This is a genomic window from Streptomyces macrolidinus (assembly GCF_023887685.1).
Lineage (GTDB): Bacteria > Actinomycetota > Actinomycetes > Streptomycetales > Streptomycetaceae > Streptomyces > Streptomyces macrolidinus.
Window position 1 is genome coordinate 71,613 of record NZ_JAMWMR010000008.1, and the last position, 17,484, is coordinate 89,096.

General features: G+C 71.5%; 15 protein-coding genes. 8 read left to right on the forward strand and 7 right to left on the reverse strand.

Translation table 11 applies throughout. From position 1 onward, the window contains the following. Window positions 1-36 precede the first annotated feature (36 nt). The 3 genes from NGF19_RS12230 to opcA all read right to left on the reverse strand — a co-directional run bounded on the left by NGF19_RS12230 (window position 37) and on the right by opcA (window position 2,473). The gene (locus tag NGF19_RS12230; protein ID WP_252424837.1) at window positions 37-492 is read right to left on the reverse strand and encodes a tellurite resistance TerB family protein; all 456 of its coding nucleotides are present in this window, start codon (window positions 490-492) and stop codon (window positions 37-39) included. A 142-nt stretch (window positions 493-634) separates the two neighbouring features. Next, complete coding sequence (gene gnd, locus NGF19_RS12235) at window positions 635-1,528, reverse strand: phosphogluconate dehydrogenase (NAD(+)-dependent, decarboxylating) (RefSeq protein WP_252424838.1); 894 nt, start codon at window positions 1,526-1,528, stop codon at window positions 635-637. Window positions 1,529-1,534: 6 nt separating this feature from the next. Continuing rightward, on the reverse strand, window positions 1,535-2,473 hold the full coding sequence (opcA, locus tag NGF19_RS12240; RefSeq protein WP_252424839.1) for a glucose-6-phosphate dehydrogenase assembly protein OpcA: 939 nt from the start codon (window positions 2,471-2,473) through the stop codon (window positions 1,535-1,537). Between the two features lie 455 nt (window positions 2,474-2,928). Between opcA and NGF19_RS12245 the strand changes: the two genes are divergently transcribed. The 5 genes from NGF19_RS12245 to NGF19_RS12265 all read left to right on the forward strand — a co-directional run bounded on the left by NGF19_RS12245 (window position 2,929) and on the right by NGF19_RS12265 (window position 9,734). Beyond that, window positions 2,929-3,627 (forward strand): DUF4232 domain-containing protein, encoded by a 699-nt coding sequence (locus tag NGF19_RS12245; RefSeq protein ID WP_252424840.1) that lies wholly within the window; start codon window positions 2,929-2,931, stop codon window positions 3,625-3,627. Between the two features lie 66 nt (window positions 3,628-3,693). Next, window positions 3,694-5,031, forward strand: coding sequence for a 6-phospho-beta-glucosidase (locus tag NGF19_RS12250; protein WP_252424841.1), 1,338 nt, complete (start codon window positions 3,694-3,696; stop codon window positions 5,029-5,031). 19 nt (window positions 5,032-5,050) lie between these two features. Next, window positions 5,051-8,107 carry an alpha-mannosidase gene (locus tag NGF19_RS12255; protein ID WP_252424842.1) on the forward strand — a complete coding sequence of 1,019 codons (3,057 nt, stop codon included), beginning with the start codon at window positions 5,051-5,053 and terminating at the stop codon, window positions 8,105-8,107. A gap of 90 nt (window positions 8,108-8,197) precedes the next feature. Beyond that, the gene (locus tag NGF19_RS12260) at window positions 8,198-9,103 is read left to right on the forward strand and encodes a metallophosphoesterase family protein (RefSeq protein ID WP_252424843.1); all 906 of its coding nucleotides are present in this window, start codon (window positions 8,198-8,200) and stop codon (window positions 9,101-9,103) included. After that, window positions 9,051-9,734, forward strand: a complete 684-nt coding sequence (locus NGF19_RS12265) for a 4'-phosphopantetheinyl transferase family protein (RefSeq protein WP_252424975.1) — start codon at window positions 9,051-9,053, stop codon at window positions 9,732-9,734. Before NGF19_RS12260 ends, NGF19_RS12265 begins: the two co-directional genes overlap by 53 nt. 19 nt (window positions 9,735-9,753) lie before the next feature. Here NGF19_RS12265 and NGF19_RS12270 read toward each other — a convergent pair whose 3' ends face one another. Further along, on the reverse strand, window positions 9,754-10,410 hold the full coding sequence (locus NGF19_RS12270; RefSeq protein ID WP_252424844.1) for a maleylpyruvate isomerase mycothiol-dependent enzyme family protein: 657 nt from the start codon (window positions 10,408-10,410) through the stop codon (window positions 9,754-9,756). A 112-nt stretch (window positions 10,411-10,522) separates the two neighbouring features. On the opposite strand from NGF19_RS12270, the gene NGF19_RS12275 reads away from it, so the two are divergent. The 3 genes from NGF19_RS12275 (at window position 10,523) to NGF19_RS12285 (ending at window position 13,827) form a co-directional block, all read left to right on the forward strand. Further along, complete coding sequence (locus NGF19_RS12275; protein ID WP_252424845.1) at window positions 10,523-11,137, forward strand: toxin-antitoxin system, toxin component; 615 nt, start codon at window positions 10,523-10,525, stop codon at window positions 11,135-11,137. 931 nt (window positions 11,138-12,068) lie between these two features. Beyond that, window positions 12,069-12,533, forward strand: coding sequence for a DUF6545 domain-containing protein (locus NGF19_RS30965; RefSeq protein WP_308288478.1), 465 nt, complete (start codon window positions 12,069-12,071; stop codon window positions 12,531-12,533). A gap of 55 nt (window positions 12,534-12,588) precedes the next feature. Beyond that, window positions 12,589-13,827, forward strand: coding sequence for a DUF6545 domain-containing protein (locus tag NGF19_RS12285; protein WP_252424849.1), 1,239 nt, complete (start codon window positions 12,589-12,591; stop codon window positions 13,825-13,827). Here NGF19_RS12285 and NGF19_RS12290 read toward each other — a convergent pair. Genes NGF19_RS12290 through NGF19_RS12300 form a run of 3 tightly spaced genes read right to left on the reverse strand, consistent with a single transcriptional unit; the run spans window position 13,802 to window position 17,482 of the window. Beyond that, the gene (locus NGF19_RS12290) at window positions 13,802-15,220 is read right to left on the reverse strand and encodes an FAD-dependent oxidoreductase (protein ID WP_252424851.1); all 1,419 of its coding nucleotides are present in this window, start codon (window positions 15,218-15,220) and stop codon (window positions 13,802-13,804) included. The two genes, NGF19_RS12285 and NGF19_RS12290, sit on opposite strands and share 26 nt — an antisense overlap. Window positions 15,221-15,262: 42 nt before the next feature. Further along, window positions 15,263-16,243 carry a polyprenyl synthetase family protein gene (locus NGF19_RS12295; RefSeq protein WP_252424853.1) on the reverse strand — a complete coding sequence of 327 codons (981 nt, stop codon included), beginning with the start codon at window positions 16,241-16,243 and terminating at the stop codon, window positions 15,263-15,265. Window positions 16,244-16,294: 51 nt separating this feature from the next. Further along, window positions 16,295-17,482: an MAB_1171c family putative transporter gene (locus tag NGF19_RS12300; RefSeq protein ID WP_252424856.1), complete on the reverse strand. Its 1,188-nt coding sequence runs from the start codon at window positions 17,480-17,482 to the stop codon at window positions 16,295-16,297. Window positions 17,483-17,484: the final 2 nt, after the last annotated feature.

Sequence of the window (17,484 nt, forward strand, 5' to 3'; positions counted from 1 at the left end):
GGTGACGCCCCGTCGAATCCCCGGCTGCGGTCGCAGTCAGAGGTCGAACTCGTGCGGCGGCAGGTCGAGGGCGAAGCACGCCTCGCGGACGACCGCCTGCTCGTCCTTGTCGAAGTCCCCGTCCGCGCCGCCGATGACGATGCCGATCTGGACCACGGCGCGCGCCTCGGCGGGCTTCTTCTTCGCCTTGCCGATCTCCTGGAGGACGCTGACCTTACCGAAGGCGAAGTCGGTGGTCAGCTTGTTCAGGTTCTCCTCGAAGCGGCGACGCAGGTCGTCCGCCGGGAAGTTCTGCAACACCTCGTTGGTGGCGATGAGCTGGGCCACGCGCTGACGCTCGGACGCGTCGACCGAGCCGTCCGCCGCCGCCACGAGCGCGCACATGGCCATGCTCGCGTCGCGGAACGCACCGCTCTTCAGATCGTTCTTCTTCGCCACGAGTTGGGTCTGCATCGTCGACGCGGATTCCTTGATGCGATCCCAGAGGGCCATGAGAACTCCCTACGTTGTCGAGGCGGGCCCGCCCTGATGAGCGAGCCGTGACCTCGTAGATTTCTACAGCAACGTACAAGGGAACTTCCGGGAGAACGAAGAAGTTCCTGGTACGCGGCTTCCTCCACCTTCCGGCGGCTACCTACGCCTTCTTCTCCTCCTTCGAGGACTCCACCGCGTGGCCGCCGAACTGGTTGCGCAGGGCGGCGATCATCTTCATCTGCGGGGAGTCGTCCTGGCGCGAGGCGAACCGCGCGAACAGCGACGCCGTGATGGCCGGGAGCGGTACCGCGTGGGAGACGGCCGCCTCGACGGTCCAGCGGCCCTCGCCGGAGTCCTGCGCGTAACCGCGCAACCTGTCCAGATGCTCGTCCTGGTCGAGGGCGTCGACCGCCAGGTCCAGCAGCCAGGAGCGGATGACCGTGCCCTCCTGCCAGGAGCGGAAGACCTCGCGGACGTTCTCCACGGAGTCGACCTTCTCCAGCAGCTCCCAGCCCTCGGCGTAGGCCTGCATCATCGCGTACTCGATGCCGTTGTGGACCATCTTCGAGAAGTGCCCGGACCCGACCTTGCCCGCGTGGACATAGCCGTACGGCCCCTCCGGCTTGAGCGCTTCGAAGATGGGCTGGAGCCGGTGGACGTGGTCCCTGTCGCCGCCGACCATCAGGGCATAGCCGTTCTCCAGCCCCCACACGCCACCGGAGACACCGGCGTCGACGAAGCCGATCCCCTGCGCGCCCAGCTCCCGCGCGTGCTTCTCGTCGTCCGTCCAGCGGGAGTTCCCGCCGTCCACGACGACGTCACCGGTCTCCAGAAGTCCCGCCAGCTCGTCGATCGTGGACTGTGTCGCGACGCCGGCCGGGACCATCACCCAGACCACGCGCGGTGCTTCGAGCCCGTCGACCAGTTCGCTCAGGCTGCCGACGTCGGAGACGGCGGGATTGCGGTCGTAGCCGATGACGGTGTGGCCCGCGCGGCGGATCCGCTCGCGCATGTTGCCGCCCATCTTGCCGAGACCGATGAGTCCGATCTGCATGTCAGTTCACTTCTCTTCCTCAGCGTGCGATACGCGGCCCACGCCGCGCAGGGCGATGGCGTACATCTCGTCCGCGTCGAGGCGGCGCAGTTCCTCGGCGATCAGTTCGGAGGTGGCGCGCACCTTCAGCGCCATGGTGCGGGAGGGCTGACCCGGAAGAGTGAGTTTGGCCAGCGGGCCCTCGGGGCGGTCGATGACGATGTCACCCTTGTCGGTGCCCAGCCGTACGGCCGTGACGACCGGCCCGGCAGTGACCACGCGCTCGACGGGAACCCGCAGCCGGGACTCCAGCCAGCGGGCCAGCAACTCGGCGCTCGGGTTGTCGGCCTCGCTCTCGACGGCCGCCGAGATCACCGGTGTACGGGCCTGGTCGAGCGCCGCGGCCAGCATCGAACGCCACGGCGTCAGCCGGGTCCAGGCCAGGTCGGTGTCGCCCGGCGCGTACGACGAGGCCCGGGTCTCCAGTACGGCCAGCGGGGCGTCCACGGCGTACAGGTCGGTGATCCGGCGCTGGGCGAGGGCCCCCAGCGGATCCTTGGCCGGGGTGTCGGGCGCGTCCACCGGCCACCAGACGACGACGGGCGCGTCCGGCAGCAGCAGCGGCAGGACCACCGAGTCGGCGTGGTCGGACACCTCGCCGTACATCCGCAGGACGACCGTCTCGCCGGTGCCCGCGTCGGCGCCCACTCGGACCTCGGCGTCCAGGCGCGGCCGGGTGCGGTCCCGGAGGGTGCGGGTGTGCCGCTTGATGACGACCAGCGTCCGCGAGGGGTGCTCGCGCGAGGCCTCCTCGGCCGCCCTGATCGAGTCGTAGGCGTTCTCCTCGTCGGTCACGATGACCATCGTCAGGACCATGCCCACGGCGGGGGTGCCGAGGTCGCGGCGCCCCTGCACCAACGCCTTGTTGATCTTGCTTGCCGTGGTGTCGGTCAGGTCGATCTTCATGGCCTGCGCCAGCTCCGTCCATCTCGTGCGAGCAACGTGTCGGCTTCCTGGGACGTGGGTCGGATGTTCCGGTCGGTTCCGGTCGGTCGGTCCAGGATCTGTTCCGGTCGGCAGGTCCGCTCGGTAGGTCCAGGATCGCCGGTCGTGCGCCTTCGCGCCGGACTCGGTGAGCGACGCGCCGTAGGCGAAGTCCAACCGTGGACGGCGGCGAGGGATTCCCCGGCGGTCACCTCCAAAGTATGACGTTCGCCGGGACGGGCGGGGGCGGATCGCGGACCGCGGGGTGCGGGGAGCGCCAGGGAGGGCGTAGGCGGCGGGCGGGGTCCCCCTGCGCGCGGGTGACATTGCGTACGTGAATTCCCCTCGCGCGCCGCGCCCATGCTCCCGCACCGCGCGTGTACGTTCCATGCCGGGCTCGCGAAGCGGGCTCCGTGTTCTCAACCAGGGGGAATCACATGCGTGTTCAGCAGTTCCGCCGGACGACGGCCGTCGCGGCGCTCGCCCTCGCGGCGGGTCTCACGCTCACCGCCTGCAACAGCAACGACAAGAGCGACGGAGGACGCACGGACGACGCGGCGCGGTCCACACCGTCGACTTCGGCATCCTCCGACGGCTCCGCCACGGAACCGGGCAGCGGCGCGACGGACGGAGAGGCCCGCGCGACGGACGGAGGGGCCCGCGCAACGGTCGGCCACCAGGGCAACTCAGGAGCTATGGAGGGGAGTTCGCGCTCCCGCGCCGCCGCGAACGCCCGAGCGGCCTGCAAGACCGCGAACCTCACCTTCGCCAAGGGTTCGTCGGTCGATCGGGGCGACTACACCGACATCGCTGTCAAGCTCACCAACTCCGGCTCCGCCACCTGCTTCCTGCACGGCTTCCCGGGAGTGGACCTCGTCGGCAAGGACGGCCGGGTGAGCGCCCGGCGCGGCGACCACAAGCCGGGGACCGTGACCCTCGCACCGGGGCGGAGCGCGCGCTTCGAGCTGCGGGTGCTGCGGAACAAGACGGGTGGTAGCGGAGTGACCTTCACCAGCGCGGTGATCACCCCGCCCGACGAGACGCACGCGCACACCCTCCCGCTGAGCGTGAACCTCCCCGTCCAGGAGGACGGCGCCGGTACCGATTCCGTCGTCGTCGGCCCCGTCACCCCGTAGCCGCCCGAGCATCCCTGCCTCGACGAGACAGGGCGTCGAGGCGGGCGCGGCGGGAAGGATACAAGCGTGAAGCTGACGATTCTGGGTGGCGGCGGATTCCGGGTGCCGCTGGTGTACGGAGCGCTCCTCGGGGACCGCGCCGAGGGCCGGGTGACCCATGTCGTCCTGCACGACCTGGACGCCGGGCGGCTGTCCGCCGTGACCCGCGTCCTGGCCGAACAGGCGGCGGACGTGCCCGACGCGCCCGAGGTGACCGCCACGACCGACCTCGACCAGGCGCTGCGCGGCGCCGACTTCGTCTTCTCGGCGATCCGTGTGGGTGGCCTCCAGGGCCGGGCCGACGACGAGCGGGTGGCCCTCGCCGAGGGCGTACTCGGCCAGGAGACGGTCGGCGCGGGCGGTATCGCGTACGGCCTGCGCACGGTCCCGGTGGCCGTCGACATCGCCCGGCGGGTGGCCCGGCTCGCACCCGACGCCTGGGTCATCAACTTCACCAATCCGGCGGGCCTGGTCACCGAGGCCATGTCCCGCCACCTCGGCGACCGCGTCATCGGCATCTGCGACTCCCCGGTCGGACTCGGCCGCCGTATCGCCCGCGTCCTCGGCGTGAACCCGAACGAGGCGTGGATCGACTACGCCGGTCTCAACCACCTCGGCTGGGTACGCGGCCTCCGCGTGGCCGGACACGACCAACTCCCGCGCCTGCTCGCCGACTCGGAGCTGCTCGGCTCCTTCGAGGAGGGAAAGCTCTTCGGCGTCGACTGGCTGCGCTCCCTGGGCGCGATCCCCAACGAGTACCTGCACTACTACTACTTCAACCGGGAAGCCGTACACGCCTACCAGCAGGCCGACAAGACCCGCGGTGCCTTCCTGCGCGACCAACAGGCCCGCTTCTACGAGGAGATGAGGCGCCCGGACACCGACGCGCCGGCGGCCTGGGAACGTACCCGCGCCGAGCGCGAGGCCACCTACATGGCCGAGAACCGGGAGACGGCCGGGGCGGGCGAGCGCGAGGCCGACGACCTCTCCGGCGGCTACGAGAAGGTGGCCCTCGCCCTGATGCGGGCCATCGCCCGCGACGAGCGCACCACCCTGATCCTCAACGTGCGCAACCGCGGCACGCTGTCCGTGCTGGACTCCGAGGCGGTCGTCGAAGTCCCGTGCTGGGTGGGCGCGGACGGCGCGCACCCCGTCGTCGTCGACCCGCTGCCCATCCACGCCACCGGACTGGTGTGCGCGGTCAAGGCGGTCGAGCGCGAGGTGTTGGCCGCGGCGGAGTCCGGCTCGCGTGCAACAGCCGTGAAGGCGTTCGCACTTCACCCGCTCGTCGACTCCGTCACCGTCGCCCGGCGGCTCGTCGACGGCTACACCGCCGTCCACCCCGGCCTCGGATACCTCACGTGACCCGCCAGGAGGCTCGCTCATGCATGACGAACGCCGCCGGATCGAGGACCGCGTCGCGCGCGTCCACCATCAGCGCGTCAAGCCCGCGGTCTACGCGGCCCGCGTCCCCTGCGCGGTCGAGGCCTGGCAAGTACCGGGCGAGCCGGTGCCGTTCACGGAGGCCGCCGCCGCCTCGTACGAGCCCTTCGCGCGGGACACCCCATGGGGGCCGCCCTGGGGCACGACGTGGTTCCGGGTGCGCGGGCAGGTGCCCGCCGCGTGGGCCGGGCAGCGCGTCGAGGCCGTCATCGACCTCGGCTTCGTGGGCGAATGGCCGGGCAACCAGGCGGAGGCGCTCGTCCACCTCGTGGACGGAAGCCCCCTGAAGGCGGTCAACCCGCAGAACCAGTACGTGCCGATCGCCCACCCGGCGGCGGGCGGTGAGGAGATCGAGTACCTCATCGAGGCCGCCTCCAACCCGACCATCCTCGCGGACGACTTCGCGCGCCCGACCCCGCTCGGCGATCCGCTCACGGCGGGCGACGCGCCGCTCTACGTCTTCCGGGGCGCCGACCTCGCGATCCTGGACGAAGAGGTCTGGCACCTCGATCTCGACCTCCAGGTGCTGCGCGAACTGATGGTGGAACTGGGCGAACAGGACCCGCGCCGCCATGAGATCCTGCACGCTCTCGACCGGGCGATCGACCTGCTGGACCTGGACGACGTCTCCGGCACGGCGGCGGACGTACGCACCGCACTCCGCCCGGCCCTCGCCAAGCCCGCGCACGCCAGCGCCCACACGCTCTCCGGCGTCGGCCACGCGCACATCGACTCCGCCTGGCTGTGGCCGATCCGCGAGACCAAGCGCAAGACGTCCCGGACCTTCTCCAACGTCACCTCGCTCGCCGACGAGTACGAGGAGTTCGTCTTCGCCTGCTCACAGGCCCAGCAGTACGCGTGGGTGCGCGACAACCACCCGCGCGTCTGGGCCCGTATCCAGGAGTGCGTGAAGAAGGGCCAGTGGGCGCCGGTCGGCGGCATGTGGGTCGAGGCCGACGGCAACCTGCCCGGCGGCGAGGCGATGGCCCGCCAACTCGTCCACGGCAAACGGTTCTTCCTCGACCACTTCGGGATCGAGACCAAGGGCGTGTGGCTGCCCGACTCCTTCGGCTACACCGCCGCCTACCCACAACTCGCCAAGCTCGCGGGCAACGAGTGGTTCCTGACCCAGAAGATCTCCTGGAACCAGACCAACACCTTCCCCCACCACACCTTCTGGTGGGAGGGCATCGACGGCACCCGCATCTTCACGCACTTCCCGCCCGTCGACACCTACAACGCCCGCTTCACCGGGGACGAGATGGCCCACGCCGTCCGCAACCACCGCGACAAGGGCCGCGCCACCCGCTCCCTGGCACCCTTCGGCCACGGCGACGGCGGCGGCGGCCCCACCCGCGAGATGCTGGAACGCGCCCGGCGTCTACGGGACTTGGAGGGTTCCGCGAAGGTCGTCGTGGAACACCCCGACGCGTTTTTCAAGGCGGCCCGCGAGGAGTACCCCGACGCCCCGGTATGGGTCGGCGAGCTGTATCTGGAGCTGCACCGCGCCACCTACACCTCCCAGGCCCGCACCAAGCAGGGCAACCGTCGCTCCGAACACCTGCTCCGCGAGGCCGAGTTGTGGGCGACGACCGCCGCACTCCACGCGCCCGGCTACACCTACCCGTACGAGAAGCTCGACCGGCTGTGGAAGACGGTCCTGCTGCACCAGTTCCACGACATCCTGCCCGGCTCGTCCATCGCCTGGGTGCACCGCGAGGCGGAAGCCGAACACGCGCGCGTGGCGGTGGAGTTGGAGGAACTGACGGCCGAAGCCCTCGCCGCGCTGGGGGCGGGCGGCACCCGCGTCTTCAACACGAGCCCGTACGACCGCGCCGAGGTGGTCCGCACGGCCGAGGGCGCGCCCGTGTACGTGCAGGTGCCCGCGAGCGGCAGCGCGCCCCTGACCGCCGCCGCGCCCCCGCACCTGGTGACCGTCACCGGCCGCGTCCTCGACAACGGGCTGGTCCGGGTCGAGGTGGCCGAGGACGGCACCCTCGCCTCCGTACGCGATCTGCGCGCCGGAGGCCGCGAAGTCCTCGCGGACAAGGGCAACTTGCTGCGACTGCACACCGACTTCCCGAACTACTGGGACGCCTGGGACATCGACAAGCACTACAAGAACCGCTACACGGACCTGCTCGACGCGGAGTCGGTCACCGTGGTCGAACAGGACCCGCTGGTCGGCGCGATCCGCGTGGCGCGGAGCTTCGGCAAGGCCTCGAAGATCACCCAGACGATCACCCTCCGGGCCGGCAGCCCCCGTATCGACTTCGAGACCGACATCGACTGGCACGAGAGCGAGAAGATCCTCAAGGCCGGCTTCCCGGTGGACCTCCGGGCCGCCCACTCCTCCGCGGAGATCCAGTTCGGCCATGTCCAACGGCCCACCCACACCAACACCACCTGGGAGGCAGCCCGTTTCGAGACCTCAGGACACCGCTGGGTGCACATCGGCGAACCCGGCTACGGCGTCGCGATCGTCAACGACTCGACCTACGGCCACGACGTCTCCCGCACGGTCCGCGAGGACGGCGGGACGACGACCACGGTCCGCCTCAGCCTGGTCCGCGCCCCCCGCATCCCGGACCCCGGCGCCGACCAGGGCAGGCACCGCCTCACCTACTCCCTGCTGCCCGGAGCGAGCATCGAGGACGCGGTGGCGGAGGGCTACGCCTTCAACCTGCCGCTGCGGCTCGCGGACGCGGCGGGCGCGCCCGAACCTGTCGTCTCCGTAGCCGGGGAGGGTGTCACCGTCGAGGCGGTGAAGCTCGCCGACGACACCTCGGGCGATGTCGTGGTCCGCCTGTACGAGTCCCGCGGGGGCCGCGCCACCGGCACCCTGCGCACCGGCTTCCCGCTCGCGCGCGCCCAGATCACCGATCTGCTGGAGCGACCGCTCGACGAGGCGGTCACCGACGGGAACACGGTGGCCGTCACGCTGCGCCCCTTCCAGATCCTGACACTGCGTCTGCAACGCGCCACCGCCGACGGATAGTCGAAGGCGGCAACCGGACGCGGGTCGCTCTTGTTCGTCAGTGGCCCTATGTGTTCTTGTAGTGCCATTCGGTTCTCGAAGGGGGCGACAGTGGAGTCGACGGACGGCCGTGGACAGCTACTCGCCATCAGCGACCTGCACGTCGGATATCCCGAGAACCGCGCGCTCGTCGAGCAGATGAGGCCCACGTCCGAGGAGGACTGGCTGCTGGTCGCGGGCGATGTGGCGGAGACCGTGGCCGACATCCGCTGGACCCTCGAGGTGCTCGCCGGCCGCTTCCGCAAGGTGATCTGGGCGCCGGGCAACCACGAGTTGTGGACCCACCAGAAGGACACCGTCACGCTGCGCGGGGTCGAGCGGTACGAGCATCTGGTCGCCCTGTGCCGGGAGTTGGGCGTCCACACACCCGAGGACCCCTACCCGGTGTGGGAGGGGCCTGGCGGCCCCGTGGCCGTCGCACCGCTCTTCCTCCTCTACGACTACTCGTTCCTGCCCAAGGGTTGCGCGACCAAGGAGGAGGGGCTGGCCTACGCGCACGGCACCGGCATCGTGTGCACCGACGAGTTCCTGCTGCACCCCGACCCCTACCCCAGCCGCGAGGCATGGTGCCGGGCCCGGGTCGCCGAGACCGAGCGCAGACTGGCCGAGATCCCCGCCGATCTCCCCACCGTGCTGGTCAACCACTACCCCCTGGACCGGCACCCCACGAACGTCCTGCACTACCCCGAGTTCGCCATGTGGTGCGGCACCCGACTGACCGCCGACTGGCATCGCCGCTTCCGGGTCGCCTGCATGGTCTACGGTCATCTGCACATCCCGCGGACCACCCATCACGAGGGCGTCCGCTTCGAAGAGGTGTCAGTCGGGTACCCCCGTGAGTGGCGCCCGCGCCCCGGGCCGCCAGGACAACTGCGCCTCATTCTGCCGTCGGAGGTCCATGCCCGTGATGGAGGAGCTGCTACCGAGGTCGGCCGTGGCCGTGGAGGCCCTCGGTGACGACGCGCGGGGGGAGGGCGTCTCGCTCTTCCCCGAGGAAGAGGCGGTCGTCGCCCGAGCCGTCGAGAAGCGCCGTCGCGAGTTCACCGCCGTACGGGCCTGCGCGCGCCGTGCCATGGAGAAGCTCGGTGTGCCACCTCAGCCCGTCCTGCCCGGAGAACGCGGCGCACCGCGGTGGCCGCAGGGGCTGATCGGCAGCATGACGCACTGCGACGGCTACTGCGCCGCCGCGCTGGTCCGCGCCGATGATCTGGCCTCGCTCGGCATCGACGCCGAGCCGCACGACCGGTTGCCGGAGGGGGTCCTGGAGACGGTGTCCCTGCCCGCCGAACAGCTCCGGCTGCGTGACCTCGCCCGTAGCCAACCGGCCGTCCACTGGGACCGGTTGCTGTTCAGCGCCAAGGAGTCCGTCTACAAGGCGTGGTTCCCGCTGACCAGGGAGTGGCTCGACTTCCTGGAGGCGGACATAGAGATCTTCCCGGCCGCGACCCCCGACGTGCCCGGCACCTTCCGGGCGCGGCTGCTGGTTCCCGGCCCGGTGGTCGACGGCCGCCGCGTCGAGACCTTCGACGGCCGCTGGACCGTGGGACGGGGGATGGCGGTGACGGCCGTGGTCGTGCCCCGCTCCTGACCGGCAGGTGAACTCCCGCTCACCGGCGGGGTGTTCCGTGCCAGCGCCAGGTGGTCAGCCGCGGATGTCCGGGGAGTTCGGCACGTCCGGTGGCCCACAGCAGGGTGGGCCAGGGCGCGGTGGACCCGGGGGCGTCCGGGAACAGCCGGGCGAGGACGCGGGCGCACAGGTCGGCGGGCGGGTTCCAGGCGAGCCCGAGTCCTTCCGCCAGGTCGTGCGTGTGGACCAGGGTCTCCACGATGCCCATGGCGGCGAAGCCCTCGGGGTCGGAGACGCCGAAGACGTGGTGGGCGCGGGTCTGTTCGGGCGTCGTGCGCACCATGGCGACCAGCAGCGCACCGCTCGCTTCCAGCACCTGCAGCAGTCCGCCGGGCCCGGCCGCGCGGTCGGCGTGAATCGCGTTCGCCGGGCCACCGGACCGCCGCCTCTCCCATGCGAACGGCACTTCGCGGTCCAACGGCGGGGCGGCGGGGCCCAGTTGAGCGGCGTAGGAGAAGAGATCGTCGCTGAGATGCTCGACGGTCTCCCAGCAACTCCACTCCAGGGAACCGGCCTTGCCGTCCCACGCGTCCGGGGGCACCTCACGCAGAAGCTCCACGGCGAGGCGTACGGCGAGGCCGACGTCGTCCGCGGTGACCGGGGACGGGAAGGACCGAATCTCGTCTGATCGCGACATGTGCCAGACCGTACGCTCATCTCCCCGGCCTCAAACGCAGGTTGAGGAACCCGGAGAACTGACTACTGTGTCGCTCTGAGTGAGTTCGGCGGCTGTGCGCGGGGAGGCGAACGTGAGGACCAGGCGTGAGAAGAGGATGAAGGAACTCAGCGCCGAGGTGCTCAGTCGTCTGACCCGGGCCGCGCCGCGGGACGACGAGGAGATCTTCACGGCCCTGGGCGGCGTCCTCACCGAGTTACGGGGCCGCCCCGTCGTCCTGAGACGGTTCGCCTTCCCGCCCGGCACCGCCAGCGGACTGTGGCTGGACCTGGAGGACATGGACATCCTGGCCGTCCGTGACGACGCCGCGAACAGCGAGCACGAACACGTCATCCTGGGCCACGAGATCTGGCACATGTTCGAGGGGCATCGCGGAGAGGCTACGGCGGGGGGCCACGTCGCCGCGCGGACGCCCCTGGCCGCCACGCAGGGAATCGGCGGTGTCGTACGGGAGTTGATGGCCTCCGCGACGGCCTTCTCGCGCGGCGAGTCCGATGCGTCCGGTGTGCCGACACCGCGCGTCGCGGCGCGTACGGGGTTCGACGTCCGGCACGAGGCCGAGGCCGAGATGTTCGGCCTGCGGCTGGGCACCGACCTGCGGGCCTTCCGCAGATCCCGGCGGCGCGCCGACCTCGGCGAAGTGGCCGGGCGGATCGAGGACTCGCTGGGTCGAGGCCTGTGGGGCTGAGGCGTGGACGGTCGGTTCTACTATCTGGCGGCCCTCGTCCTGTGGACCGGTCCGGCCCTCAGTATCCCCCGGCTGCTGCGCGGCCGACGCGATCCCGCGCTGATCTCGCTGTGCGCGGTCGCCCTCGTGGGCGGGCTGTCCTTCGTGCTGTCCGCCCCCGCCGGCGTCGCCGTGATCAACCGCCTGGCCGGGGTCCCGAACATCGCCGCCCCGCTCGAGTACACCGTGGTCACCGCCTTCAGCGCCGCCTGTCTGATCCTGGTGATCTGCTGGCGCGGCGGGGACCCGGACCAGGTCCGCAGGATCGCGGGCGGCCTGCTGACCGCCTACGCGGTCCTGGTCGTCCTGCTGTGGGTCCTCTTCGTGATGGGTGACGCACCCGTCGAACGCCGCACGGATCTGGACACCTACTACGCCGCCACTCCCTGGATCCGGGAGATGATCACCCTCTATCTGCTGACCCACCTGACCGCCGCGCTCACCACCACCGTCCTGTGTCTGCGCTGGTCGCGCAAGGTGACGGGCTGGACCCGCAGGGGCCTTGTCGTCCTCGTCCTCGGCTGGCTGCTCAACGGCGTGTTCAGCGTGGCCGAACTGGTCGCGGTCGTGGGCCGTTGGACCGGGCGCGGGTGGGACTTCCTCAGCACCGACCTCGCGCCGGGCGTGGCCGCCGCGGCGGCTGCCCTGGTCACCACGGGCTACGCCCTGCCGCTGCTAGGGCCCGTCTTCACATTCCCGTCTGCCTCGCGACGCCCGGCACGCTCCCCCAAGCTCTGCGAGCAGGGGGGACCCCCACTCGCCGCACCGGGCGAAAGCCCACGTACGTCCAGTACGGGGGCTTCCGCCCGGCACGCCGAGAGCACGCACCAGACGCCGCGAGGCCGCCCTGCGGGCGACGACGGGAATGTGAAGACGGGCCCTAGGCCCGCGGATCGAGAGCGTCACCGCCTACGCCCGGCTCGGACCGCTGTTCGGACTCCTGGTCGACCCCGCCGACCGGCGGTACTGGGTTCCCCTGTCCTGGCGTTCGATCGGCGACATCGACCTGTGCCTCACCCGGCGGGAGACCGGTATCCGCGACGGTCTCACCCGGCTGGGGCCCCGCTTCGACGACCGGGTCCGCGCGCAGGCCTACGACCGGGCGATCTCCCGCGGAGTGAGCGCCCTGGAGGCCGAGGCCATCGGCGCCGCCGCCATGGTCGCCGCCGCGCGCGCCGGCACACCACCGGACCCGTGCTCCGGCGGCGCGTACGTCCCCTGCTCCGGCGGTGTGTACGCCCCCACCGCGCTGGACGGCACGCTCAGCGGCCTCGTACGGGTCTCGCGCGCCGTCCGCACCCCCGTGGTCGCGGACGTACTGAGCGTCGAGCGAAGGCAGGAGAAGCAGCGCGCATGACCTCTTCCTCCCGGACGGCCGACCGCCGGGCCGCAGCGCGCGAGGCCGTCACGTCGTGAAGGCCGACCTGGGGTTCTTCCTCGCCGGTGGTCTGCTGCTGCTGGCCTGCCTGCTCAAGCTGCCCGCCCTGCTGCGCTCGCGGGACTGGCTGCTGTCCTCGATCTGCGCCCTGCTGCTGGCGGGCGCCGCGGTCCTGTTCGGCTCGGCGCCACGGACGATCATCGTCGTCAACCGGATCACCGGAGTCCCCAACTTCTCCGCGCCGCTGGTCTATTGCGGACTCACCGGCTTCGCCGCGGCGTCGGTCGTCCTGGTCCTCAACTGGCGCGGCGGCCCCGACAAGAAGCACACCCGGCGGCTGTCCCAGCGGATCATCGTCCTGTCCCTGCTCGTCTGGGCCCTGATCATCTCCCTGTACATCCTCGGCGACGCGCCCACGGAACGGCGTACCGACTTCGACGTGTACTACGCCGACACGCCCTGTATCCGCGAGATGATCCTGCTCTACCTCCTCGCCCACGGGGGCGCCTCGTTCACCTGCAGCCGGATGTGCTGGCGCTGGTCGCACGACGTGCAGGGCACGATGCGGCTCGGGCTGCGCGCGCTGGCGCTGGGCTACGTCCTGCACTACGTCGGCTACGACGCGGCCAAACTCGCGGCGATCGTGGCCTGTTGGACGGGTCACCACTGGGACGTCCTGGTCACCGGGGTCGCCCCGAGCGTGGCGCAGCCCAGCGCGCTCCTCGTCGCCGTCGGCTTCATCCTGCCGCTCGTCGGCCGACGCAGCGAGGACGCCGTCCGGTACTGGCAACTGGGGCCCCTCGTCAGGGTCGTCGACCGTGTTCAGGGGGCGCCCGGTCCCGGTCACGTCCCGCTGCCGTGGTGGACCCCCCGGATCCGACTGCGCCTGACGCAGCGTCAGACCTATATCTCGGACCGGATCGTGGCGTGCCGTGTCCACTTCGACCGCCGGGTCTGGCACGAGGCACGCGCCGCCGCGCTCGCGCGGGGAGCGGGCGGGAAGGACGCGGACGTCATCGCCGAGGCCGCGATGATCGCCGCCGCGGTGGAGACCCACGGCAGCGCGGGCGGCCGGACCCTGATCGGGCACACGGTCATCAGCCGGAAGGTTCCGCCCCCCACGACCAGCGACCTGGCACAGCTCTCCCGCGCCCTGCGGACCCCGGTCGTCAAGGACATACGCCGCCGCCACCGCGCCCGCCCGCAACGGACTCCGCGGGCGGGCACTCCCGAACAGCCGGTGTCGGTCAGGTACTTGAAGTGCGGGGAGTAGGGGCCGCGACGGCGCGTCGTTCCCGCTCCGTCAGCGGGGGACCGTCCAGGAGCGGCTTCTTGCGGCCGAGACAGACCAGCGCGAGCATGTCGGGCCTGAACAGCCGGGCGGGTGGGGCCTCCATGCTCATCACGTCCAGCAGCACCCGCAGGGCGCGGGGGTTGCGCGCCCCGGCGTCCACGGCCCGGTCCACGAAGGCGGCGAGCGTCCGCTCCAGCCGGGTGGGCGGCTGGTCCCCGGCGCCCGGGTAGAACACGTCCTGGCCCACCGCGAGGCTCCAGGCGTGGTCGACGGGGCGCGCCGCGGCCCGCTGGACGCGGCGCGCCGTGCCGGGGGCGTCGAGCGGCTGCCGCCGCAGGACGTCGCGCAGGGCGAGGACGCTCTGCGCGGACGCGGCGAGCCCATGGCCGTAGACCGGGTTGTACCCGGCGACCGCGTCACCGAGGACGGTGAAGCCCTCGGGCCAGCGGGCGGCCTTCTCGTAGTAGCGGCGCTTGTTGGCGGTGCTGCGGGTGGTGACGACGTCGGTCTCGGGCTCGGCGTGGGCCAGCAGGTCAGCGATGACGGGGTGCGGCAGCGTCCGGGCGAAGGCGAGGAAGGCGTCGTTGTCGGCGGTCGGTTCTCCGCCACGGGTGCCCGAGAGGGTCACGAGCCAACGGCCGCCTTCGACGGGGACGATGATCCCGCCTCTGCCCGGTGCCTGCCGGGGGTCGGCCTGGACGTTGACGACGGGGTACCCGTCGGCGGTGCTGCCGGGTGCGCGGTAGACACGGCTCGCGTAGACGAGGCCCGCGTCGACCGTGCGTTCACGGACCGGGGGGAGGCCCAGCGTCCGCAGCCAGAGGGGGGCCCGGCCGGCCCGGCCGCTCGCGTCGACGACCAGATCGGCGGCGAGGGTGCCGGTGGTGTCCGCCGAGCGCGTCCGTACCCCGCGCACCCGGCCCGCGTCGCCCTCCAGAGAGAGCGCCTCGGTACGGGGGAGGAGGGTGATGCGCCGGTCCTCCAGCACCCTGGCCCGGATCACGGCGTCGAGCAGATCGCGGCTGCACAGCAGGTTGACATGACGGCTGTGGGCGAAGCGCCGGAACCACTGTCCCGAGGGGGCCTTGGACACGAGGTCCGTCATGATGCGGGCCTTACGGGCGCCGTGCGCGACGAGTCGGGCCACGACGCCCGGCAGCAGCTCATCGAGTGCCGTGACACCACCGGACCACAGCACATGCGCGTGCCGGGCCTGCGGCAGCCCCTTGCGGGGGTGCGGGCCGTCCGGCAGGACGTCCCGTTCCACGACCGTGACGTCGGCGTGGTCGGCGAGCACCGACGCCGCCAGCATGCCCGTCATGCCCCCTCCGATCACAACGGCGGTGCGGCGAGCGGCAGTCGGGTCGGACATGGAACGGGGACTCCTTCGGCGGAGAGAGGAGGGGCACGCGCGTCACGGGGCCAAGGGCGACCGCAAGTACAGGCCGGACGCCTGGTCCACGAGCCGCCGCAGCATCGACAGATGGGCCTCGTCGCCGCCCAGCTTGTCGAGGATGCGGTACGCGTCGTCCCGGAACTCCGCGATGTCGCTCTCGTAGCGGGCGAGGACGGAGGGGGCCAGGAGGAGGTCGGCGAGCGCCGCGCCCGAAGCGGCGGACGTGCGCGCGGCAATGTGCAGCTCCAGGATCCGCTTCCTGACCTCGGGCGACGCCTCCCGTACCGCACACATCAGGAGATAGGTCACCGTGCCGTTCAGCAGGTCCTCGTTGCGACCCGAGGTGATGTCCTCCTGGTCGTTGAAGAGCTGCCACAGGATGCCGAAGACATAGCCGAACTCCCGCCACAGATCGGTGCGTTCGTCGTCGGCGCCCGCGAGCCGCCCGGCCATGGCCGTGATCATGCCGAAGGGCGCGCCCGACTTCCCCCGGTACGCCGCGACGACCGGGTCCCGGGACATCGTCTCCATGTCCGCGCGTATGTCGTCCAGTTGTCCCTCACCGGCGATGATCGCGCAGTCCAGGATCTCCTCCGCCAGGGCGCCGCGGACCCGCGTCGGGACGTGCGGCGACTCCAGGGCCTTGAGGGGCAGCACATGCCCGGCGACTATCGCCGCCAGCAGCGCCTCGTGCACGCCGAGACCGGACGGTGTGCGGGTGGCGTCCCCGTCGGCCAGGTCGTCGAGATAGCAGGCCGACGCCCACCACAGGACATGCACGGCGGACAGGGGGAGCGCCGGTGCGGGCGAGCCCGTCTCGGCGCCGTGCACCACCAACGGCAGGACGGACAACGGGTACTTCATCTGCTGGTGGCGCAGGAGTTCACCGACCGCACCGTGCACGGAAGGCGCCGCGGGGCCCAGTCGCGCCAGGGTCGCTGCCACCTCCGCCTCGATGTCCGCGGCGAACGTGCGGTGCAGATCCACGTACGACTTCACGCAACTCTCCTGAACGGTACGGTCGATACAAGGTGGTGCCGGGCACCGCGGTCACACTCCCGCCCGGCCCCGCACGGCCGCCACGACGGGCGACCGGCGCAACGCCATGGACATCCGCACGAGGTCACGCCCGCGTGCGTGTGTGCCGGGGCCGTTCGTGCCGGGGGTGTGCGTGCCCGCGTCCGAGTCGATGACCCGGCCCTCGGGGTCGGCGGCCCTGGCCCGCACCGCCGCGGTCACCATGGCCGCGTCCGCCTCCGCCCGCGCCTGGACGGGGTCGGAGCCCGCCGCCACGGCGGCGTCGTAGGCGCGCGCGTGCACCCCTGGGTCGAAGTAGGGGTACAGGCTGAGCATGCCGTCGTGGATGTCGGACTCCCGCTGGGTCACCTGGAGTTCGACCGGCGACCACCACGAGATACGCACCTCGCGGCCCGCCTGCGCGGACACGGGCTGCAGCTCCCGCCACAGCGGGCCGAGCCGCCGGTAGGTGGACCAGGTGCTCCAACTGTCCCCGACCCGGCGGCAGGCCAACGGAAGACAGAAGCCGACGGCACTGATCTGCGCCCCGATGGAGGCCAGCACGGGCGCCGTGTACGTACTGAGCCCGTCGAGGTCGCCTCCGCACCAACGGGCGGCCACGGCCGTGAACTTGGTCGTCAGATAGGCCAGATCGAACAGATAGCCCGTCACGATGATCAGCAGTCCGGTGCGCAGCCAGCCGCGCACCTGGAGCGCCCAGCGCCCGCACATGACGCTCATCGCGACGCCCGCGAGGGTGAGCGCGAGCAGATACAGCACGATCATCTCGCGCAGATACGGTGTGCGGGCGTAGTGCGTGTCGAAGTCGACGAGCCGCTCCACCGGCGCGTCCCCCAGCGCGAACAGCGTGATCAGAGCGACGATCACCAGGCCGTACCCGGTGACGATGCGCCGGGAGATGCGGCGGGTCACCTCGGGCGGGCCGCCGCGCCAGTTGACGACGAGCACCAGACAGGCCGCGCTGAACGCGCTGAGCAGGCAGTACACCAGCGGCGCGGAGACATTGACGATGCCCGTGACGTCGTTGACCTGCGCGATCGTCGGCGGCGCCGCGAAGAAGAACACCAGCCCGGCCAGCGCCAGCAGCGTGCACACCGACCGCAGCAGCGGGTCACGCCACGCGCGGACCATCGCCGGTGCCTTGACGACGAGCGCCGCCCCCATCGCGGCGGCCGGTATGTAGTAGCTGGACCCGTCCATGC